Source organism: Streptomyces sp. NBC_00162 (assembly GCF_024611995.1).
GTDB lineage: Bacteria > Actinomycetota > Actinomycetes > Streptomycetales > Streptomycetaceae > Streptomyces.
Window position 1 is genome coordinate 1,587,968 of sequence record NZ_CP102509.1, and the last position, 21,332, is coordinate 1,609,299.

Genomic DNA, 21,332 nt, shown 5'->3' on the forward strand with positions numbered 1-21,332 from the left:
TAAAGTAGGACGAATGCACCAGTCTCCCGATCCCCGTTCCGCCCCTGATTCCCGCGTACGCGTCCGGGGCGCCAGGGAGCACAACCTGCGCGGTGTCGACGTGGACATTCCGCGCGACGCGCTGACCGTGTTCACCGGGGTCTCCGGATCCGGGAAGAGCTCGCTCGCGTTCGGCACGATCTACGCCGAGGCCCAGCGCCGGTACTTCGAGTCCGTGGCCCCGTACGCCCGCCGGCTCATCCACCAGATCGGCGCCCCGAAGGTGGACTCCATCACCGGGCTGCCGCCCGCCGTCTCCCTGGAGCAGCGCCGTTCCTCGCCGGGATCGCGGTCCTCGGTCGGCACGGTGACCCTGCTGTCCAACTCCCTGCGGATGCTGTACTCCCGGGCCGGCAGCTATCCGCCGGGGGCCGAGCGGCTCGACTCCGACGCCTTCTCCCCCAACACCGCGGCCGGGGCCTGCCCTTCGTGCCACGGGCTCGGCCGGATCCACCGCACCACCGAGGAACTCCTCGTCCCCGAGCCGGAACTGTCGATCCGTCAAGGTGCCATCGCCGCCTGGCCCGGCGCCTGGCAGGGCAAGAACCTGCGGGACATCCTCGAGGTGCTGGGGCACGACGTCGACCGGCCGTGGCGGGAGCTGCCGGCCAAGGACCGCGAGTGGATCCTGTTCACCGAGGAGCAGCCGGTGGTGACCGTGCACCCGGTGCGGGACGCGAACCGGATCCAACGGCCGTACCAGGGCACGTACATGAGCGCGCACCGCTATGTGATGCGGACCTTCTCCGACACCAAGAGCGCCACCCTGCGGGCCCGCGCGGAGGGCTTCCTCACCGACTCCCCCTGCCCGGTGTGCGAGGGGCGGCGGCTGCGCCCCGAGGCCCTGGCCGTGACCTTCGCGGGGTACGGGATCGCCGAGCTGGCGGCCATGGCACTGACCGGCCTGGACGGCGTACTCGCCGCCGCGCCCGTGGAGGGCGAGGCGGCGCGGGTGCTCGCGCAGGACCTGCGCTCGAGGATCGGGCCCATCGTCGAGCTCGGGCTCGGCTATCTGAGCCTGGACCGCGCCGCGCCGACCCTGTCCGCGGGCGAGCTCCAGCGGCTGCGGCTGGCGACGCAGCTGCGGTCGGGGCTGTTCGGGGTGGTGTACGTACTGGACGAGCCGTCGGCGGGGCTGCACCCGGCCGACACCGAGGCGCTGCTCGGCGTACTGGACCGGCTGAAGGAGGCCGGGAACACGGTGTTCGTCGTGGAACACGACATGGCGGTGGTGCGGCACGCGGACTGGCTGGTGGACGTGGGACCGCTGGCCGGGGAGCACGGCGGGCAGGTCCTGTACAGCGGGCCGCCGCGGGAGCTGGCCGGCGTCGCGGAGTCGGCGACGGCCCGGCACCTGTTCGCGGCGCCGGTGCCGGCCGGGGCACGGCGCCCGGTGCGCGAGGCCACCGGGCAGGTGCGCTTGAGCGGGGCCGACCGGCACAACCTGCGCGATGTACACGTGCCGTTCCCGCTCGGTGTGTTCACCGCCGTGACCGGGGTGTCGGGGTCGGGGAAGTCCACGCTGGTGGGCCAGGTGCTGGCCCGGGAGGTCGCCGGGCGGCTGGCGGAGCCGGACTTTCCGGTACGGCGGCTGGTGGAGGTGGACCAGAAGCCGATCGGCCGCACCCCGCGGTCCAACCTGGCCACCTACACCGGGTTGTTCGACGTGGTGCGCAAGCTGTTCACGGCGGCGCCGGAGGCGCGGGCGCGCGGCTGGAAGGCGGGCCGGTTCTCCTTCAACGTGCCGGGCGGCCGGTGCGAGACCTGTCAGGGCGAGGGCTTCGTCTCGGTGGAGCTGCTCTTCCTGCCGAGTACGTACGCCCCCTGCCCGGAGTGCGGGGGTGCGCGGTACAACGCCGAGACCCTGGAGGTCCGGTACGCGGGGCTGGACATCGCGGAGGTGCTGGGGCTGACGGTGGAGTCGGCGGCCGCGTTCTTCGCGGAGGTTCCGGCGGCGGCCCGCAGCCTGCGGGCGCTGGAGGACATCGGGCTGGGCTACCTGCGGCTGGGGCAGCCGGCCACCGAGCTGTCGGGCGGCGAGGCGCAGCGGATCAAACTGGCCACGGAGCTGCAGAGGCTGCGCCGGGACCACACGCTGTACCTGCTGGACGAGCCGACGACCGGCCTGCATCCGGCCGATGTACGGGTGCTGCTGCGGCAGTTGCACGGGCTGGTGGACGCCGGGCACTCGGTGGTGGTCGTGGAGCACGACATGGAGACGGTGGCGGGCGCGGACTGGGTCATCGACCTGGGTCCGGGCGGGGGAACGGAGGGCGGCCGGATCGTCGCCTCGGGGACCCCGGCGCAGGTGGCCGCGTCGGGGACGGGCCGCACGGCGCCGTACCTGGCGCGGGCGATCGGCGGCCGGACGGGTCGTTAGGGGGCACCGCCCCCGGGCCCGGTCACCCCATGGTCACGCGTCGCCGGCAAGCAGGTGCTGCGGCAGTTCGCGGAAGCTCCACTGCCCCTGGCGGCGGGTGAACATCCAGACGAGGTCGTGGCGGTCGGGCCAGGTGGCCGGGACACCGAGGACCCGGTCGGCGCCGAGGGCGCGGACCAGCCGGGGGATGCCGCTGTGCTCCCAGCAGACCAGCACAGGCATCGGGGCGAGCAGCGCGGCGCGGACGAGGGCCGGTTCGGCGCCGACGGCGAACTCGGTGCGGACGGGGGTGCGCAGGGCGGTGGCCAGTGCCGCCACGGTCTGCTTGCAGCGGGCGGGGGCGGCGGCCTTCCCGCCGGCCGCGAAGACGGCGGCGGGGCGGGGCAGCGAGGAACCGCGGGCGGGCGGGAAGAGGCGGGTGAGCTCCTCGGCCCGGCGCCAGCCGCGGCCGGCCAGCGAGCCGGGGTCGTCCTCGCCCTCCTCGTCCCAGCCCGAGTCGCCGGCGTACGGCTTCTCGGCGTGCCGGATCACCATGACCAGGGCGTCCTTGGCCCCGGCCTGGGGGCCGGGGGCGGGGCCGCCGGGGTGGTCGTCCGTGGAGCAGCCGGCCACCGCGAGCGGGGCGAGGGCGGCGGCCAGCAGGCTGCGGCGGCACGGTCCGGACCCGGCGGGGGCTTCTGGCATGGGGCCACTGTCCGCCATGGGCCGTGCGCCGCCGGGACGCGGCGCGGCGTACGGCCCGTACGAGCGCCCGGTCGGCGCATCGGGTCAGCCGATCGGCCCAGACCGGGACCCCGGTCAGCCCTTGCGGACCGCCCGCAGCCACTCCTTGTTCATGGCGGCGATGGACGGGAGCGGGATGCCCTTCGGACAGGCCGTGGCGCATTCTCCGGTGAGGGTGCAGCCGCCGAAGCCCTCCTCGTCCATCGCGGCCACCATGTCCAGTACGCGGGTCTCGCGCTCGGGCGAGCCCTGCGGGAGGACGTTGAGGTGGTTGATCTTGGCGGAGGTGAAGAGCATCGCGGAGCCGTTGGGGCAGGCCGCCACGCAGGCGCCGCAGCCGATGCACTCGGCGTGCTCGAAGGCGAAGTCGGCGTCGGCCTTGGGCACGGCGGTGGCGTGCGCCTCGGGGGCGGCGCCGGTGGGGGCGGTGATGTAGCCGCCGGCCTGGATGATGCGGTCGAAGGCGCCGCGGTCGACGACGAGGTCCTTGACCACCGGGAAGGCCGCGGCCCGCCAGGGCTCGACGTCGATGGTGTCTCCGTCGGCGAAGGACCGCATGTGGAGCTGACAGGTGGTGGTGCGTTCCGGTCCGTGGGCGTCGCCGTTGATGACGAGGCTGCACGCACCGCAGATGCCCTCGCGGCAGTCGTGGTCGAAGGCGACCGGGTCCTCGCCGCGCAGGATGAGGTCCTCGTTGAGGGTGTCGAGCATCTCCAGGAAGGACATGTCCTTCGAGATGCCGTCGACCTCGTAGGAGGCCATGGCGCCGGGGGCGTCGGGGTTCCGCTGGCGCCAGACGCGCAGGGTGAGCTTCATGCGTAGCTCCGCTGGGTGGGGTGGACGTACTCGAAGACCAGGTCTTCCTTGTGCAGGACGGGGGCGGCGCCGGTGCCCTGGTACTGCCAGGCGGCCGCGTAGCCGAATTCCTCGTCTCGGCGGGCCGCTTCGCCGTCCGGGGTCTGGGACTCCTCGCGGAAGTGGCCGCCGCAGGATTCGGCGCGGTGGAGCGCGTCGAGGCACATCAGCTCGGCGAGTTCCAGGTAGTCGACGATGCGGTTGGCCTTCTCGAGCGACTGGTTGAACTCCTGGCCGGTGCCGGGGACCTTGATCCGCTGCCAGAACTCCGCGCGGATCTCCGGGATCCGGTCGAGCGCCTTGCGCAGGCCCTCCTCGGTGCGGGCCATCCCGCAGTACTCCCACATGAGTTCGCCGATCTCGCGGTGGAAGGAGTCGGGGGTGCGGTCGCCGTCGACGGAGAGCAGCCTCTCGAGGCAGGCGCGGGTCTCCCGGACGGCGGCCGCGGCCTCGGGATGACTGTCGTCGATCTCCTCCTGGTGCGGGTGGCGGGCCAGGTAGTCGTTGATGGTGGAGGGCAGGACGAAGTAGCCGTCGGCGAGGCCCTGCATGAGGGCGGAGGCGCCGAGGCGGTTCGCGCCGTGGTCGGAGAAGTTGGCCTCGCCGATCGCGAAGAGGCCGGGGACGGTGGTCTGGAGGTCGTAGTCGACCCACAGGCCGCCCATCGTGTAGTGCACGGCGGGGTAGATCCGCATGGGGACCTCGTACGGGTTCTCGGCGGTGATCCGCTCGTACATCTCGAAGAGGTTGCCGTACTGCTCGGCGACCTTGTCGCGGCCCAGCCGGCGGATGGCGTCGGCGAAGTCGAGGTAGACGCCCTGGCCGCCGGGTCCGACGCCACGGCCCTCGTCGCAGACGTTCTTGGCGGCGCGGGAGGCGATGTCGCGGGGCACGAGGTTGCCGAAGGAGGGGTAGATCCGCTCCAGGTAGTAGTCGCGCTCCGCCTCGGGGATGTCGGCGGCGGGGCGGGTGTCGCCCTTGGCCTTGGGGACCCAGATGCGGCCGTCGTTGCGCAGGGACTCGCTCATCAGGGTGAGCTTGGACTGGTGGTCACCGGTGCGCGGGATGCAGGTGGGGTGGATCTGGGTGAAGCAGGGGTTCGCGAAGTACGCGCCGCGCCGGTGCGCCCGCCAGACGGCGGTCGCGTTGGAGTTCATGGCGTTGGTGGAGAGGTAGAAGACGTTGCCGTAGCCGCCGCTCGCCAGCACCACCGCGTCGGCGTAGTGGGTGGAGATCTCACCGGTGATCAGGTCGCGGGCCACGATGCCGCGGGCCACACCGTCGACCGTGATCAGGTCGAGCATCTCGGTGCGCGCGTGCATCTCGACGTTACCGGCGGCGATCTGCCGGGAGAGTGCCTGGTAGGCGCCGAGGAGGAGCTGCTGACCCGTCTGGCCGCGGGCGTAGAAGGTGCGGGAGACCTGGACTCCGCCGAAGGAGCGGGTGTCGAGGAGGCCGCCGTACTCGCGGGCGAACGGGACGCCCTGGGCGACGCACTGGTCGATGATCTCGACGGAGATCTGGGCGAGACGGTGGACGTTGGACTCGCGGGCACGGAAGTCCCCGCCCTTGACGGTGTCGTAGAAGAGGCGGTGCACCGAATCACCGTCGTTGCGGTAGTTCTTGGCGGCGTTGATGCCGCCCTGGGCGGCGATGGAGTGCGCACGGCGCGGGGAGTCGGAGAAGCAGAACTGGACGACGTGGTAGCCCTGTTCGGCGAGGGTGGCGCCGGCGGAGCCGCCGGCCAGGCCGGTGCCGACGACGATGACCGTGTGCTTGCGGCGGTTGGCCGGGTTGACGAGCTTGGCCTCGAAGCGGCGGCGGTCCCAGCGGTCCGCGATCGGGCCTTCGGGGGCCTTGGTGTCGGCGAGGGGCTCGCCGGTGGTGTAGCGGGCGTAGTCGCTTCCGAGGTCGCTCATGGTCAGTTCACCACTCCGGTCATGACGGCCACGGGGACGGAGACGAAACCCGCGAAGAGGACGAGGGCCAGGGCGTTGGCCAGGAACTTCAGCGCCCGCTCGCGGCGGGCGTTGCCCGCGCCGAGGGTCTGGGCGGCGCTCCAGAAGCCGTGCCGGACGTGCAGGCCGAGGGCGGCCATCGCCACGATGTAGATCGTGTTGCCGTACCAGGTGGAGAAGGTGGCGAGGACGTTCTCGTACGGGTGGCCGGCCCAGGCGCGCTCGTTGACGGTGAGCGTGGTGAGGTCGAGTACGTGCCAGACGATGAACAGGCCGAGGATGACCCCGCCCCAGCGCATCGTGCGGGTGGCGTAGCTCGCGCGGCGACGCTTGTGGGCGTACTTCACCGGGCGGGCCTGGATGCCGCGGCGGCTGAGCTGGTACGCGGACACGGCGTGCGCGACGACTGCGGCGAGCAGCACCACGCGGACGATCCACAGGGCCCACTCGTGGTGGAGGAAGGGCGAGCCGAGGGTGCGCAGCCAGTGGGCGTAGCCGTTGAACTCCCCCGCCCCGAAGAAGATCTTGAGGTTGCCGAGCATGTGCACGACGAGGTAGCCGAGCATGATCAGGCCGGAGACGGCCATCACGGACTTCTTGCCGACGGATGAGTCCCAGATCGTGCGCGTGGTGGACGGCCGTCGACCCGTCCGCGTTGCCAGAGCCATGCCATTGACCGTAAGGACTAAGGTCCCGAAAGGTCCAAGACATGATGAGGCTGATCTCGATAGCTGTTGCCTATGAAGGGCGTATCCTGGGCCCATGCAGTTCCAGCAGCTTCTGTACTTCGTCGCCGTAGCCGAGACCCGGCACTTCACGCGGGCCGCGGAGCAGGTGCATGTGGCACAGCCCTCGCTGTCCCAGCAGATCAGGGCGCTGGAGCGGGAGCTGGGTGCCGAGCTGTTCAGCCGGGCGCGGGGCAACATCGCACTGACGGACGCGGGCGAGGCGCTGCTGCCGCTGGCCCGGCGGATCCTGGCGGACGCGGACACCGCACGGCTGGAGGTCCAGGAACTGGCGCAGCTGCGGCGCGGGCGGGTCCGGCTGGGCGCCACACCGAGCGTCTGCACGGGCCTGCTGCCGGACGTGCTGCGCGCCTTCCACCGCGCGCATCCGGGGATCGAGCTGCTGATCGAGGAGAGCGGTTCGCTCGATCTCGTACGGGAACTGGCGCGCGGGGCCCTGGACCTGGCCCTGATCGCGCTGCCACTGCCGCCCTCGGCTCCGGCGCTGACCACGGTGGAGCTGCTGACGGAGGATCTGGTGGTGGTCTCCTCCGCGGAGTTGCCGGCGCCCGGCGGGGGCGGGGCGCTGACGATCTCCAGGTTGCGCGACGAGCCGATGGTGATGTTCCGGCACGGGTACGACCTGCGGGAGCTGACGGTGGCAGCCTGCCGGGCGGAGGGCTTCGAGCCGGTGTTCACGGTGGAGGGCGGCGAGATGGACGCGGTCCTGGGCTTCGTACGCGCGGGGCTGGGCGTCGCGGTGGTCCCGGCGATGGTGGTGGACCGCGCGGGTTCCGGCCTGCGGGCGACCCCGTTGGCGGGCTCCCCGCTGCGCCGCACGATCGCGCTGGCCCACCGCACCGACGTGGCTCCCCCGCGCGCGGCCCGCGAACTGAAGCGGATCCTGCTGGGCTGACCGGCCCGGACAGGGCGGCCGGCCGGCCCGGGCCTAAGCCTGGGCCTGGGCCTGGGCGGAGCGTATGGGCAACACCTGGTCGAGCCCTCCGGCCAGCATGCCGAACGCGGCCTCCGCATCGGCGACGGCTGCCGGATGGGCTTCGTCGGCGCTCCGCCCGGCTTCGATCCGGCGCCAATTCTCCCGGCCCAGCTCCTGGCGGACGGTCACCAGGTGCAGCGCCGCCAGCCGGGCGGTGAGCGGCGGGGCGGACTCGGCTTCGAGGGCGGCGGCGAGCAGTTCCACCTCGCGGGCGGTGTAGAGGGCGAGGCGGGAATCCAGGCTGGCGGTGGAGAAGACCAGCCGCTCGAAGGCGAGGACGGCGGGGTGGTCACAGAGCCCGGTGATCGGGTCCCGCCGGTCGAGGGCTGCCAGGAAGTGCTCGCGCACGGCGCCGACGGGGCCCTGCCCGGCCGGCCGCTCGCGCACGATGCGCGCCGCCTCGTCCTGATGGTCGGCGAAGCTGTCCAGCACCAGGTCCTCCTTGCTCGGGAAGTACCGGAACAGCGTGGGTTTGGAAACCTCGGCCGCAGCGGCGATATCCGCCACGGAGACGGCATCGAAGCCCCGTTCCAGGAAGAGTTCAAGCGCCGTGGCCGCCAGTCGGCGGCGCGTACGGAGCTTCTTGTTCTCGCGCAGACCCGTCGTGTTGTCCATGCCTCACACCCTACCACGGATTCGTTACCGAGTTATTTTTTGTACCGAGTTATTTTTTTAACCGGGTTGCTTTTTTGTCGGGGAGCCGCTTTCCTTGAGTCATCGACGCGACGAGAGGACTTCCGATGACCGACGTACTGATCGCGGGCTCCGGCCCCACCGGACTCACCCTGGCCTGTGAACTGGCCCTGCGAGGCGTCTCCGTCCGGATCCTCGAGCGGCGTTCCCGACCCCACCGCGAGTCCCGGGGCAAAGGCCTCACCCCGAGCAGCCTGGGGGTCTTCGCGCGGCTCGGCGTCGCCGAGCGGCTCTCCGCGATCGGCACCCCCGACCTGGTCCTGCGCAAGTACTTCGACGGCGCTCACATCAACGACACGCCGGCCGGCAACGGCGGCCTCCTGATCGGCCAGTGGCAGGTCGAGGAGGTACTCCGCGAGCGGCTCGCCGGCCTCGGAGTCCGGGTCGAGTACGAGGCCCAGGTCGTCGGGATCGCCCAGGACTCCGCCGGGGTCACCGCGCGGCTGGCCGACGGCCGCTCGGTCCGCGCCGAGTACGCCGCGGGGTGCGACGGCGGCCACAGCCCGACCCGGGAGCTCCTCGGGATCCCCTTCGAGGGACACACGGAGGAGGCGCCGTCGATGGTGCTCGGGGACGTGACCGCGCCGGGGCTGAGCCGGGACTACTGGCACCAGTGGTTCACCTCGGACGGCGGCGGAATCCTGCTCTGTCCGATACCGGGGACGCAGACCTTCCAGCTTCAGGCCTCGCCGGAGCCGGACGGGCGAGGAGAGCCGCTGCCGCCGTCACTGGAGAGCTTCCAGCGGCTCTTCGACCGGCACGCCCGGGTGCCGGGGATCCGGCTGGCGGATCCCACCTGGCTCTCGTCGTGGCGGGCCAATGTCCGCATGGCTGCCCGGATGCGCGAGGGCCGGGTCTTCCTCGCCGGGGACGCGGCGCACGTCCACCCGATAGCCGGCGGGCTGGGCATGAACACCGGGATCCAGGACGCGGCCGCCCTCACCCGGACCCTGGCCGCCGCCCTCACCGGCCCGGCTCCGGACGGCGTGCTCGACACGTACGAGGCCGAGCGGCTGCCGGTGGCGGCCGAGGTGCTGGCCGACACCACCCGGCGGATGGAGCGGGTGACGGCGGCGGTCCGTGAACCGGGGCGCGGGACGGAGGCGGGCATGAACTGACCGGCGGGCCCGCTCGCCACCCCCATCCCGGGCGGGCGAGCGGCCGGTGTCAGGACGGCGTGGGCACGGCGTCGCAGAGGGAGAGGGTGTGGATGCGGTCGGGGGCTCCGGGGCGGGCGTAGTACCAGCCCTGGGCGGTGTCGCAGCCGAGGGCGCGCAGCTGGGCGGCCTGGGCTCCGGTCTCCACCCCCTCGACGGTGACGGCGAGTTCGAGGCTGTGGGCCAGGGCGACGATCCCCTCCACGATCTTGACGTCTACCGGGTTGGCCGGGCTCTGCTGCATCCCCTGGGTGAAGGAGCGGTCCAGCTTCAGGACGCTGACCGGGAGGCGGCGCAGGTTGGCCAGGTTCGAGTAGCCGGTGCCGAAGTCGTCGAGCGCGATGTCGACACCGAGAGCGGCGAGCCGGCGCAGCGGTTCCAGGAGCTCGTCATCGGCGCCGATCAGGGCCGACTCGGTGACCTCCAGGCACAGCGCACCGGGGGCGAGGCCCGACTTCTCCAGCACGGCGACGGTGTCGGCGACCAGGCCGGGGTGGTGCAGCTGGGTCGGCGAGAGGTTGACGTTGATGCGCAGGGACGAGCCACCGAGCTGGCGCTGCCAGTTGCGGGCCTGGCGGACGGCCTCCTCCAGGACCCAGCGGCCGAGCGGCACGATCAGTCCGGTCCGTTCGGCGAGCGGGATGAAGCGGTCCGGGCCGAGCACCCCGTACTGCGGGTGCGACCAGCGCACCAGCGCCTCCGCGCCGTGCACGCTGCCGTCGTGCATGTGGACCAGCGGCTGGTACTCGATGAAGAACTCGCCGCGCTCCAGCGCCGCCGGCAGGGCGTTGGTCAGTCCGTGGCGGGTGATGGCCCGGGCGTCGGCCTCGGCGTCGGCGAACTCGAAGCGGTTGCCGCCGGCCGCCTTGGCCCGGTACATCGTGATGTCCGCGCTGCGCAGCACCTCCGCGGGGGTGCGCTCGCGGGCCGGGCCCTCGACGATGCCGATGCTGCCCCGGACCGTCAGCTCGCGGCCCTCGATCCGGATCGGCGTCGACAGGGCGGACAGGATGCGGACCGCTAGGTCGGTCACCTCCTGCTCGGTGTCGGGGCCGGTGGTCAGGGCGACGAACTCGTCTCCGCCGAGCCGGGCGACCACCTCGCCGGGGCCGGTCGCGCAGCTCTGCAGCCGGTCGGCGACCTCCACCAGGAGCCGGTCGCCCGCCGAGTGGCCGAGGCTGTCGTTGACCGTCTTGAACCCGTCGAGATCCAGGTAGCACAGGCCGAAGCGGCTGCCCCCGGCCCCGCTCAGGGCCTTCTCCAGCCGTTCGAAGAACAGCGTGCGGTTGGGCAGCCCGGTCAGGGCGTCGTGGGTCGCCTCGTAGCGCAGGCGCAGGTTCAGCAGCCGGCGTTCGGTGGTGTCCTCCATCAGCGCCAGCTGGTAGCGCGGCACCCCGTCGGCGTCACGCAGCAGGGACACCGTCAGGTTGGTCCAGAGCACGGTGCCGTCGTGCCGGTAGTACGGCTTCTCCACGCGGAAGTTCTCACGCTCGCCGCGCACCAGCTCGCCGTGCATCCGCCAGACGTGCGGGGTGTCGTCGGGGTGTCCCCACTCGCTGACCTTGCGGCCCCTGACGTGCCCTTCCAGGCCGCCGAACATCTGCAGCAGTGCGTCGTTGACCTCGAGGATGTTGCCGTCCAGGTCGGCGATGCCGATCCCGACGGCCGCCCCCTCGAAGACCGCCCGGAAACGCGACTCGCTCGCGTGCAGGGCCTCCTGCGCGTCGGCGCGGGCGGTCAGCGCCGAGCGGGCGATGGCCTCCTGCTCCTTGAGGGTGCGCTCGCGCAGGGCGCGGGCGAAACCCGCCGCGATCCCGTGCTGGAGGCGAGCACAGCGGGCCCGGTACTCCTCGGTGTCCTCCGCCCCGGAGCCACCGGAGCCCGTGGGCCCGCAGTAGAGCACCAGGTACGACTCGATCACCCCGAGGGTGCCCGACAGCGCCTCGGGGTCGGTGCAGTGCACGGCGACGAGCTCCGCGCCGACCCGCTGGGCGACGCCGGCGTCGAAGGGCCGGGCGTGCAGGGCCTCGGCAAGCGTCCGGGTGAGGGGGAGGAGGTGCCGTTCGAACTCGACGCGGGTCAGCGAGGTCGCCGTGACCGGAAAGATCGCCCGCCCCCAGATGGTCGCGAAGCGGGCGATCCGGTCCTCGATACCGCCTTTGGGAGCCGCCGGTGGCTCCGCCGCCGCGGATTGCGCTGCCCCGGGCCCGGGGGCCGGGGCTCCGGCGGGCGCCGCGGCGGCGTCCGGCGCGCCCGCCGTCTGTGCCGGGAGTCTCACGCCTTGCGTCCCACGCCGCCGTAGCCCGAGAAGGCGTACGGGTCCTCTTGAACGCCGCCGTCCTCCGCCGCCTCGGCGCCGTCCGGCCGCCACTCGGGCATGGACACCAGCCCGGGCTCCACCATCTCGAACCCGTCGAAGAAGCCGCGGATCTGCTCCCCGCCGCGCATGACGAGGGGGTTGCGGATGTCCCGGTAGACGCCGACGGCCCCGCCCGCGACCTCCTCCGAGAGCGGGATCCCCTCGAACGAGGCGTGCGTGAGGATCAGCAGACTGCCGGGGGCCAGCGCGTCGCGCAGCTCGGCCACGGCCGCGTACGGATCGTCCGCGTCCTCCAGGAAGTGCAGGACGGCGACGAGCAGGAGCGCCACCGGCCGGTCGAAGTCGAGCAGCCGGGTGACCTCCGGGGCGGCCAGGATCTCCCGCGGCTTGCGGAGGTCGGCGGCGACGACACCGCTGCGCTCGTCGCCGGCCAGGACGGCCTGGCTGTGCGCTACGGCCACCGGGTCGTGGTCGACGTAGACCACGCGCGCCTCGGGGCTGGCGGCCTGGGCGACCTCGTGGACATTGCCGAAGGTGGGGATGCCGGAGCCGATGTCGAGGAACTGCGTGATGCCCTGGGCGACGGCGTGCCGCACGGCCCGGCGCATGAATGCCCGGTTGGCCTGCATGATCTTGGGCAGGCCCGGCATGAATTCCATGGCACGGCGGGCCGCCTGGCGGTCGACCTCGAAATTGTGGGAGCCGCCCAGGTAGTAATCGTAGATGCGGGACACGCTCGGCACCGATATGTCGATGCCTGGCGGGGCCCAGGCGGGGCGCTCCATCGGGGTCTCCAAGCGTTGTTCCTGCTGTGGTCCGTCCACGGTCGGACTCCTGTCCGAGCCGAATGTACTGATCATTGCCCAACGGGGCGAGCAAAAGCGGAAATTGGCGATCCGTTCTTCGTCACACACCAAACACACCTGCCGCACCCCTCGGGCACATTGATCGATACCGACAAATCCCTTTTGGGAATTGCGCGGTGAGCGTCCGGACCTGCCCGCCGAGCGACCCATGATTGGCTCAAACCTTTCCGGTCGGCACTCCACCCGATCAGGCGAACCGAGGCGGACCCGCGCCTGCGCGGGCGCACGCGGGCCCATGCTCCCCGGGTGAACAAAGCCTGTGCCAGGCGCCTGCTGGTGGTCCCGGTCCTGCTGTGGGCGGCCCTCTCCGTCACGCCGGCCGTGGCTGATAGCTGCGCCTACGCGACGACCGACTCCGGCGACGGCGCTGCCGCCGTCACCCTGGTCGCGTCGGCCTCCGGCGGTGGCCGCGGAGGCGGCCCGGGTGGCGGACATCACGGCGGACATCACGGCGGCGGCCACCACGGCGGCAAGCCCGGCGGACACGGCGGGCACGGCGGGCACCACTGCCCGCCACCGCCACCGCCGCCCTGCCCGCCGAAGCCGTCACCGTCGCCGCCTCCGAAGCCCACGCCGAAACCCACGCCGCCGCCGTCGCCGGCCCCACCGCCCAAACCCACGCCGCCGCCACCCCCGCCCCCGCCCAAACCGGCGCCGAAGCCCGTACCCAGGCCGGTGCCGAAGCCCGTCGCGCCGAAACCTGCGCCGCCCCGGCCCGCCCCGCCCCGGGTGTTCGAGACCCCCGCCCCGCCCGAGCCCACCCCGGTGACGCCACCGCCCGTAACCAGGCCGGTAGCCCGCCCCACCTATCACGCACCGGCCCGCAAACCGGTCGAACACCACGTCTCACCGGTGACCTTCACCCTGCTGACCGCGGCTCCCGCGGTCCTGGCGATCGTCGCGCTGCGCCCCCGGTAGCTCTTCTGCCCCACCTGTACCCGATTGGGAGTCATCTTGTCGGAATGGCTCGTCCTGACCATCGCGATGGCGGCGGCCTGCGCCGTGGTGCTGTCCATTGCCTTCTTCAACCACCGCAGGATCGGCGAGGACGACGATCCGAACGAAACCCCGGACGTCATCGAGTACATGACGATGATGATCGGGGTGATCTACGCGATCGTCCTGGGCCTGGCCATCGCCGGTGTCTGGGAGGGCCGCGGAGCCTCCCAGGAGTACGTGCGCCAGGAGGCGCAGGCCCTCCACGAGATCAGCGTCCGCTCCGAGGTCTATCCGGCCGAGGTCCGCAAGACGATCCGGTCCGACGTCGACGCGTACGTGACGTACGTGGTGGACACGGAGTGGAGGGAGATGGCCGACCACGGCAGGCTCACGGACCGCGGCGGCGAACTGCTGGAACGCATCCGCCGGGACGTCACCGACTACGAGCCGAAGACCGACCACGAGGGGCAGGCGTACCAGCCGCTGGTCGACCAGGTCGCCGTGGTGGACGACGCCCGCAGTGCGCGCGGCCAGGGCGCCGGAGCCACGATGCCGGGGGTCGTGTGGTTCGGGCTCATTGCCGGGGCCCTGGTGACGGTCGGTCTGATCTTCACCCTGCAGATCCGGCGCTCGTTCCGGGAGCTGCTGCTGGCCGGTCTGTTCAGCGCGCTGATCGCCTTCCTGCTGTTCCTGATCTGGGACTTCGACGCGCCCTTCGGGAGGGGCATCTCGGCCACCGCCGAACCGTTCCTCGCGCAGTTCCCGCATCTGGGTCTCGGGGACTGAGAGCCCTGCCGGAAGCCGGCGGCAGCTGTCGGTGGACGGCGTCCGGCAAACCGGGGACGGGCCTCCCGTCCCCGGTTCGGCCTAAGGTCATGCCCCATTCGCCCGTTCCTGATCGCGGGTCAAGGCACCGGGACCTAGCGTGGCGGACATCGAGGCGCACGACCCCCCACGTGCGGAAACCCCTTCCGCGGCTGCTCCTCGGGGATCCGGAGAATCAACCATGGGTGCGATACGTACCTCCGCCACAGCCCTGCTGAGCGCCGGCGCCACGGGCGCCGTACTCGTGCTCGGCGCCCTCGGCGCGACCCCCGCGACCTCCGCCGAGGCAGCCCGGCAGATCACCTCGTTCGGCTTCTCACTCACCCCGTCCACGGTCGCTCCCGGCGGCCAGACGGTCCTCTCGGTCACCGGATGCAACGCCGCCTACGCCACCGCCTCCTCCGGGGTCTTCGACACCGTGAGCATCGCCCGTGGCCAGACCGTACGGGTCACGGTGGACCGGGACGCCCGGCGCGGAGCCGTGTACTCCGTCTCGTTCACCTGCAACGGGGAGACCGGCTCGGCCGATCTGACGATCGCGGGCGGCACCACCAGGCCGACCACCAGTTCCACGCGGACCGCCACCACCGCCGCGACCGGCGCCATCACCTCCTCCGCCCGGGGCGTTCAGGGAGGCGTGGGCGGCAGTGTGGCCGGCATGGACCCCGTGGAGCTCGGCGCGGGCGCGGGCCTCCTGCTCGCCGCCGCGGCCGGCACGGCGTACACCCTGCGCCGCCGCCGCAACGGCCGCGGCCACTGAAGCCCCCCGCCATGCCTCGTCATGCCCCGCCGTGCCTCCGTTCCCGGACTGCACATGACCGGTCGCCGGTCGCCCCGGGTCCTGGCCAGGACCCGGGGCGACCGGCGGCGGGGGTGCGTTCCCGGAAGACACCCCCGAGGGGACTGACCGGGGAGGTCGGCCGGTCAGGCCCGGCCGCGGATCGGGCGGCGACGGCGCAGCACGTGTGCTCCGGCGCCGAGGGCCGCCGCGCCGACGAGGCCGGCACCCATGGCGGTCTCGGCGGTGGACGGGCCGATGGAGCCGCCGATGCCGCCCTGCGAGGGGTTGCCCTCGAGGATCCTGAAGCGGGCCGTGGCGACCAGGCTGTTGTCGTTGCACTTGACCGACAGCGTGTGGGTGCCCGGAGAGGCGTGGTTGAAGATCCGGACGGTGGCGAAGCCGATCGAACCCGCGGACAGGTTGGCCGGCGGAAAGTTGCCGTGCGAGGCGACGGTACCGCCGTGTCCGCAGCCCGACGCGCTCACCTGCATCGTGGATCCCTGGTGCACGGCGAAGGGGTTGACCGAAACATTGCTGGGGCCGCGACCGCCGTCCCCGCCGCGGCCGCCGTCCCCGCCACGGCCGCCCCCTCCCCGCCACGGCCGACGTCCCCGCCGAGCGGGGAGACGTTCGCAGCGGCGATTGGAGTACTGAGGCCGATCGCGGCGCAGGTTGCCGCCGCCACAATGAGAGCGCGCATAACACGCATGATGGAACCTCCAGCGGAAAGCGCCCCGGAGCGTCGGCCCCGGATGATCGACGAGAACGCCTCCCATCTCGAACCCTCGGGGCGGCCCGCAAGCTCCGCATTTCCGCCTTTGGGCCGCCCGGTTGAGCGACACGCCGAAGCGCGGGCCACGCAACTGACGGATCCGCAGGTCACGACCCGTCAGGCATTTATGTGACGATTACCTGGATGGGCGCACCCCTTCCGGCCCCCTTCCGGCGGCGCCACCCGTTCGCCCCTCCCCTCTCGCCGTCCTGCCGGGGCGGCCTTAGCGTGCGTGAAGTAGGGCGTACACGGGGTGGGACAGGATCGCGGGTCGGGACCCCCGCGTCGGGAAGGGAGAACGATGGGCGAGGACGAGGACGAGACCGGGAAGTCACGCAAGTTCTCACCATGGGGCGTACTCGCCCTGGTCATGCTGAGCGGCCTCGCCATGGTGCGCAACGGTGTGGGCATCGACGACGGGCCGCCCCAGCCCACCGCGGCCTCGGCCGTCGCGGTGACGGCCGACCAGTTGCCGGCGAATCCTCCGCAGGCGCCGACGGATCTGGAGGTGCTGGAGCACTCGTCGGTGCAGCGCATCCGGATCCCCACGATCAGCGTGGACGCTCCGGTGATGACGGTCGGGCTGGACGCGGAGGGCTGGATCGACGCCCCGCCGCCGCAGGACCGCAATCTGGCCGGCTGGTACCTGAACGGCATCTCGCCGGGCCAGCGGGGCTCCGCGGTGATCGTGGGGCACGTGGACAACGCGCAGGGCCCGGCGGTCTTCTACGGCCTGGGTTCGGTCAAGCCGGGCAACCAGATCGAGGTGGAGCGGTACGACGGGCGCACGGCGGTGTTCGAGGTGTACGGCGTGGAGGTGTTCTCCAAGGACGCCTTCCCCGGAGCCCGGGTGTACGGGGACACCGGGCACGCGGAACTCCGGGTGATCACGTGTGGCGGCGGCTACTCGAAGTCCCGGGGCTACGAGGGCAACGTGGTCGTCTTCGCCCGGATGGTGGAGGCCCGCTGAGCGGCGGCCGCGGCCGGACGGCCTGAGCCGCCTCGCCGGGGAGAATCCTCCTCAGCGGGGCGGCAGCGTCGGCAGGGTCATCCGGTAGCCGTGCGCGAGCAGTTGGGGCAGGTACGAGGTGATGGCCCGGACGCTCTGCGACCGGTCGCCGCCCGCGTCGTGCGACAGCACGATCACGCCGGGCCCGGCGCCCGCCAGGACCCGGGAGACGATCGTGCCGGTCCCCGGCTCCTTCCAGTCCAGGGTGTCCACGGTCCAGGCGAGCGGCTCCATGCCGAGTTCCGCCCCGATCTCGAAGGCGGCCCGGTTCCACGCCCCGAACGGCGCGCGGAACCACACGGGCGCCTCGCCCACCGTCTGCTGTACGACCTCGCTGGTGCGGCCGATCTCGGAGACCAGGGCGGGCCGGCTGAGCTTGGGGATGAGCGGGTGGGTCCAGGTGTGGTTGCCGATGACGTGGCCCTCGGCGGCCATCCGGCGCAGCAGGTCGCGGTTCTCGGTGGCCATCTCCCCGCAGACGAAGAACATGGCGCGCACCCCGTACCGGGCGAGGGTGTCGAGGATCCCGGGGGTGTAGCGGGGGTCGGGCCCGTCGTCGAAGGTGAGCACCATGGAGCTGCCCGTTGCGGTGCCGGGCGGGAGTTCGAGGATGGGGCGGGTCCGTACGGCCGGTTTCGCGACGGGCGGCCGGGCAGGGGCCTCGGCCGTCATCGGCCTCAGCCGGTAGGACTTCTCGAGTCTCCCGTCGGGGAGCATCCCGGGGGGTCCCGCCGCCGGATGCGGCCCCGGCCCGGCCGCAGGAGCGGGCCCGGGCCCGGGCGTACCGCCCTCGCCGCCCGCGTCGATCAGCCCGGCGGCGGCCGCGACTCCGAGGAAGACGGCGGTGCGCAGGAGCGCGCGCCGCCCTACTGTCGGCTCGTCATTTTTCATTATTACTACGTATCAACGACATCGCCGCGGATGTCGAGAGGCGCGGACGCGCCTCCTCCCCCTCACCCGATCAGCCGCGCCGTACCAGGGGGAACGGGAGGGTCTCGCGGATCGTCAGCCCCGTGAGGAACATGACGAGGCGGTCCACACCGATGCCCAGGCCGCCGGTCGGCGGCATCGCGTACTCCAGGGCGTCCAGGAAGTCGTTGTCGAGTTCCATCGCCTCCGGGTCGCCGCCCGCCGCCAGCAGGGACTGGGCGGTGAGACGGCGGCGCTGCTCGACCGGGTCGGTCAGCTCCGAGTAGGCGGTGCCCAGTTCGGTGCCGAACGCCACCAGGTCCCAGCGCTCGGCGAGCCGCGGGTCCTTGCGGTGCTGGCGGGTGAGCGGGGAGACGTCGGTCGGGAAGTCCTTGTAGAAGGTGGGCAGCTTGGTCCGCTCCTCCACCAGCCGCTCGTACATCTCCAGGACCACGTCGCCGCGGGTGTCGTCGGGGGCGTGCGGAACGGCCGCCCGGTCGCACAGCCTGCGCAGGACGTGCTCCTCGGTGTCGGCGTCGACCTCCTCGCCGAGCGCCTCGCTGATCGCCCCGTACATCGTCTTGACCGGCCAGGGTCCGGAGATGTCGTGGACGACGAGCTTCCCGTCCGGTCCCGCCTTGTGGGCGACGGGCGAACCGAAGGCGGCGGTGGCGGCGCCCTGGATAAGCTCGCGGGTGAGGTCGAGCATCACGTCGTAGTCGGCGAAGGCCTGGTAGGCCTCGAGCATCGTGAACTCGGGGTTGTGCTTGTAGGAGACGCCCTCGTTGCGGAAGGTGCGGCCCATCTCGAAGACCTTCTCCATGCCGCCGACGCACAGCCGCTTGAGGTACAGCTCGGGCGCGATGCGCAGGTACAGGTCCAGGTCGTAGGCGTTGATGTGGGTGCGGAAGGGGCGGGCGTTGGCGCCGCCGTGGATCTGCTGGAGCATCGGGGTCTCGACCTCCAGGTACCCGCGCTCCAGCAGCCCCTGGCGCAGGGCCTGGACCGCGCTGGAGCGGGCCCGTACGACGTCCCGGGCCTCGGGGCTGGCGACGAGGTCGAGGTAGCGGCGCCGGACGCGGGCCTCCGGGTCGGCGAGGCCCTTGCGCTTGTCGGGGAGGGGGCGCAGGCACTTGCCGGTGAGCTGCCAGGACCGGACGACGAGGGACGGTTCGCCGGACTTGCTGGTGCCGGTCTCGCCGCTGGCGACCACGTGGTCGCCGAAGTCGACCTGGGAGGTGAAGGAGTCCAGTACGCCGGCCCCGGCCTCGTCGCGGGTGAACATCAGCTGCACGTCCCCGGACCAGTCGCGCAGGACGGCGAAGACCACGCCGCCGAGGTCGCGTACGACCATCACGCGTCCGGCGAGGGTGGCCTGTTCCCCGGAGCGGGCGCCGGGCGGGTGGTCGGGGAAGGCCTTCTTCAGCTCGGCCACGGTGTGGGTCCGCTGACGGATGCCCACCGGGTAGGGGTCGGTGCCGGCGGCCCGGATGCGCTCCATCTTGTCGTGGCGCACGCGCACCTGCTCCGGCAGCCGCTCGGCCTTCGCGGCCTCGGCCTCCTCCCCCACGGCCTGCAGGTTCAGGGAGGCGATGGAGGGCAGACCTTCAGTGGTGGCGGGGTTGGTGAGGCCCTTGGGGTGACCGTTGCCCCACAGGGTGCGCAGGCTCGGTACCGAGACGAAGCCCTCGGCGATGCCGGAGGCGAGGCTGACGCGGGCGAGCGAGCCGGCGTCCTGGTAGCAGAGGAACCGCGGGTACCACTCGGGGCCGTACTTGACGTTCGAGCGGTAGAGGGCCTCCAGCTGCCACCAGCGGGAGAAGAAGAGCAGCAGTCTGCGCCACAGCTTGAGGACGGGGCCGGCGCCGATCCGGCCGCCTTCCTCGAAGGCGGAGCGGAATACGGCGAAGTTGAGGGAGATCCTGCGCACGCCCAGGCCGGGTGCGGCGGCGCACAGCTGGGCGACCATGAACTCCATGACCCCGTTGGGGGCGGTGCGGTCGCGGCGCATCAGGTCGAGGGAGATGCCGTCCTTGCCCCACGGGACGAAGGAGAGCAGGGCGATCAGGTCTCCCTCGGCGTCGAAGGCCTCGACCAGCAGGCAGTCTCCGTCGGCGGCGTCGCCGAGCCGGTCCAGGGCCATGGAGAAGCCCCGCTCGGTCTCGGTGTCGCGCCACTTGTCGGCCCGGTCCACGATCGTCTGCATCTCGTCCTCGGAGAGGGCGGAGTGGCGGCGGATGAGGGTGGTGGCGCCGGTGCGCTTGACGCGGTTGACGGCCTGGCGGGTGACGCGCATGTCGCGGCCGTCGAGGTCGAAGTGGGCGACCTGCAGGATGGCCTCGTCGCCGAGCTGGAGGGCGCTGAGCCCGGATCGGGCGTAGGCGGTCGCGCCCTCTTCGGAGGCGCCCATGACGGCGGGCTGCCAGCCGTAGCGGCCTGCCACGGCCAGCCAGCCGTCGATGGCCGGGGTCCAGGCGGCGGGGTCGCCCACCGGGTCGCCGCTGGCGAGGCAGACTCCGGCTTCGACCCGGTAGGTGACGGCGGCCATGCCGTTGGGGGCGAAGATGACGGCCTTGTCGCGCCGGGTGGCGAAGTAGCCGAGGGAGTCGGCGCGCCCGAAAGCGCCGAGGAGGGCCCGGATGCGGGGCTCCTCGTCCCCGTGCAGGGCGGCGGTCAGGCGCTGGGAGCGGAAGAGCGTCGCGGCGGCGTTCAGCAGGGCGAGGGCGCCGAACAGGCCGAGCAGGAAGTACAGCGGGCGGGGCGGGTGGCCGTCGAACTGGCGGGCGGAGAAGAGACCGCCGAAGACCTGCTTGGCGGCCCAGTCCAGCCACTGGCCCTTGGGCAGGGTGCCGGGGAAGAGGGCGACGAGGCCCCAGCCGACGAGGACGGCCGCGAGCAGGCCGAGGCCGAGCACCATCAGGGCGCGCCACAGCGCCCCGGGCCGGGAGGCGGCGTAGAACTCGTCGCGGGCGGCGATCAGCAGTCCCATGGCGGCGACGGCCAGCGCCATGGAGGAGAAGCCGACCCAGTAGTCGCCGACGGCGATGTCGATCACGTCGTCGAGGATCAGCAGGGCCAGATAGGTGACGACGATCCACCAGGCGACCTTCTTGCGGGTGCCGAGGGCCGCGGCGAGCAGGAAGAGGAAGACGGCGTAGGCGAGGTTGGCGCTGACCGGGACGACGACGAGGTCGATGAAGCGGACGACGTGCCTCAACAGGCGCCGCAGCGTCGGGGAGAGCGCCAGCAGGGCGCACAGCAGACCGAGCGCGCCGAAGAACGCGCCGAAGCCGTCCGGTACCCGGTTGAGGAAGCGGTTCCGGGTTCCGCGCGTCTGCTCCACGGTGACACTCATGGTTCGCACTGTAGGGAGGCCGACGGCGC

General features: G+C 72.3%; 17 protein-coding genes. 7 read left to right on the plus strand and 10 right to left on the minus strand.

The features are described from left to right. Window positions 1–13: 13 nt before the first annotated feature. Window positions 14–2,419 (plus strand): excinuclease ABC subunit UvrA, encoded by a 2,406-nt coding sequence (locus JIW86_RS08110; RefSeq protein WP_257553164.1) that lies wholly within the window; start codon window positions 14–16, stop codon window positions 2,417–2,419. 33 nt (window positions 2,420–2,452) lie between these two features. Here the strand turns inward: JIW86_RS08110 and JIW86_RS08115 are convergent, their stop codons facing one another. The 4 genes from JIW86_RS08115 to JIW86_RS08130 form a co-directional block, all read right to left on the minus strand. Beyond that, window positions 2,453–3,103, minus strand: a complete 651-nt coding sequence (locus JIW86_RS08115) for a hypothetical protein (protein WP_257553165.1) — start codon at window positions 3,101–3,103, stop codon at window positions 2,453–2,455. Window positions 3,104–3,217: 114 nt separating this feature from the next. Then, window positions 3,218–3,958 carry a succinate dehydrogenase/fumarate reductase iron-sulfur subunit gene (locus JIW86_RS08120; protein ID WP_257553166.1) on the minus strand — a complete coding sequence of 247 codons (741 nt, stop codon included), beginning with the start codon at window positions 3,956–3,958 and terminating at the stop codon, window positions 3,218–3,220. Further along, window positions 3,955–5,916, minus strand: a complete 1,962-nt coding sequence (locus JIW86_RS08125; RefSeq protein WP_257553167.1) for a fumarate reductase/succinate dehydrogenase flavoprotein subunit — start codon at window positions 5,914–5,916, stop codon at window positions 3,955–3,957. Before JIW86_RS08125 ends, JIW86_RS08120 begins: the two co-directional genes overlap by 4 nt. A gap of 2 nt (window positions 5,917–5,918) precedes the next feature. Further along, window positions 5,919–6,623, minus strand: a complete 705-nt coding sequence (locus tag JIW86_RS08130) for a succinate dehydrogenase (RefSeq protein ID WP_215149268.1) — start codon at window positions 6,621–6,623, stop codon at window positions 5,919–5,921. Between the two features lie 94 nt (window positions 6,624–6,717). Between JIW86_RS08130 and JIW86_RS08135 the strand changes: the two genes are divergently transcribed. Further along, window positions 6,718–7,596, plus strand: a complete 879-nt coding sequence (locus JIW86_RS08135) for a LysR family transcriptional regulator (RefSeq protein ID WP_257553168.1) — start codon at window positions 6,718–6,720, stop codon at window positions 7,594–7,596. A 33-nt stretch (window positions 7,597–7,629) separates the two neighbouring features. Here JIW86_RS08135 and JIW86_RS08140 read toward each other — a convergent pair whose 3' ends face one another. Further along, window positions 7,630–8,292: a TetR family transcriptional regulator gene (locus tag JIW86_RS08140; protein WP_257553169.1), complete on the minus strand. Its 663-nt coding sequence runs from the start codon at window positions 8,290–8,292 to the stop codon at window positions 7,630–7,632. 125 nt (window positions 8,293–8,417) lie between these two features. Between JIW86_RS08140 and JIW86_RS08145 the strand changes: the two genes are divergently transcribed. Further along, window positions 8,418–9,488, plus strand: a complete 1,071-nt coding sequence (locus JIW86_RS08145) for an FAD-dependent monooxygenase (RefSeq protein WP_257553170.1) — start codon at window positions 8,418–8,420, stop codon at window positions 9,486–9,488. Between the two features lie 49 nt (window positions 9,489–9,537). On the opposite strand, the gene JIW86_RS08150 is transcribed toward JIW86_RS08145, so the two are convergent. Continuing rightward, window positions 9,538–11,679 (minus strand): putative bifunctional diguanylate cyclase/phosphodiesterase, encoded by a 2,142-nt coding sequence (locus JIW86_RS08150; RefSeq protein ID WP_215149322.1) that lies wholly within the window; start codon window positions 11,677–11,679, stop codon window positions 9,538–9,540. 122 nt (window positions 11,680–11,801) lie between these two features. Next, window positions 11,802–12,632, minus strand: a complete 831-nt coding sequence (locus tag JIW86_RS08155) for an SAM-dependent methyltransferase (protein WP_257559251.1) — start codon at window positions 12,630–12,632, stop codon at window positions 11,802–11,804. A 327-nt stretch (window positions 12,633–12,959) separates the two neighbouring features. Here JIW86_RS08155 and JIW86_RS41420 point away from each other — a divergent pair, with 327 nt between their 5' ends. The 3 genes from JIW86_RS41420 to JIW86_RS08175 all read left to right on the plus strand — a co-directional run bounded on the left by JIW86_RS41420 (window position 12,960) and on the right by JIW86_RS08175 (window position 15,237). Further along, window positions 12,960–13,631, plus strand: coding sequence for a hypothetical protein (locus JIW86_RS41420; RefSeq protein WP_263862058.1), 672 nt, complete (start codon window positions 12,960–12,962; stop codon window positions 13,629–13,631). Between the two features lie 36 nt (window positions 13,632–13,667). Then, on the plus strand, window positions 13,668–14,438 hold the full coding sequence (locus JIW86_RS08170; RefSeq protein ID WP_257553172.1) for a DUF4239 domain-containing protein: 771 nt from the start codon (window positions 13,668–13,670) through the stop codon (window positions 14,436–14,438). Window positions 14,439–14,658: 220 nt separating this feature from the next. After that, window positions 14,659–15,237 carry a hypothetical protein gene (locus JIW86_RS08175; RefSeq protein ID WP_257553173.1) on the plus strand — a complete coding sequence of 193 codons (579 nt, stop codon included), beginning with the start codon at window positions 14,659–14,661 and terminating at the stop codon, window positions 15,235–15,237. A gap of 164 nt (window positions 15,238–15,401) precedes the next feature. Here JIW86_RS08175 and JIW86_RS08180 read toward each other — a convergent pair whose 3' ends face one another. Next, window positions 15,402–15,749, minus strand: a complete 348-nt coding sequence (locus JIW86_RS08180) for a hypothetical protein (RefSeq protein WP_257553174.1) — start codon at window positions 15,747–15,749, stop codon at window positions 15,402–15,404. A 582-nt stretch (window positions 15,750–16,331) separates the two neighbouring features. Here JIW86_RS08180 and JIW86_RS08185 point away from each other — a divergent pair. Continuing rightward, window positions 16,332–17,000, plus strand: a complete 669-nt coding sequence (locus JIW86_RS08185; protein ID WP_257553175.1) for a class F sortase — start codon at window positions 16,332–16,334, stop codon at window positions 16,998–17,000. Window positions 17,001–17,051: 51 nt separating this feature from the next. Here JIW86_RS08185 and JIW86_RS08190 read toward each other — a convergent pair whose 3' ends face one another. Both JIW86_RS08190 and lysX read right to left on the minus strand, forming a co-directional pair. Beyond that, a complete protein-coding gene (locus JIW86_RS08190) occupies window positions 17,052–17,930 on the minus strand; it encodes a polysaccharide deacetylase family protein (protein WP_257553176.1) in 879 nt (292 codons plus the stop codon). A 70-nt stretch (window positions 17,931–18,000) separates the two neighbouring features. Beyond that, window positions 18,001–21,303, minus strand: a complete 3,303-nt coding sequence (gene lysX, locus JIW86_RS08195) for a bifunctional lysylphosphatidylglycerol synthetase/lysine--tRNA ligase LysX (protein ID WP_257553177.1) — start codon at window positions 21,301–21,303, stop codon at window positions 18,001–18,003. Window positions 21,304–21,332 lie beyond the last annotated feature (29 nt).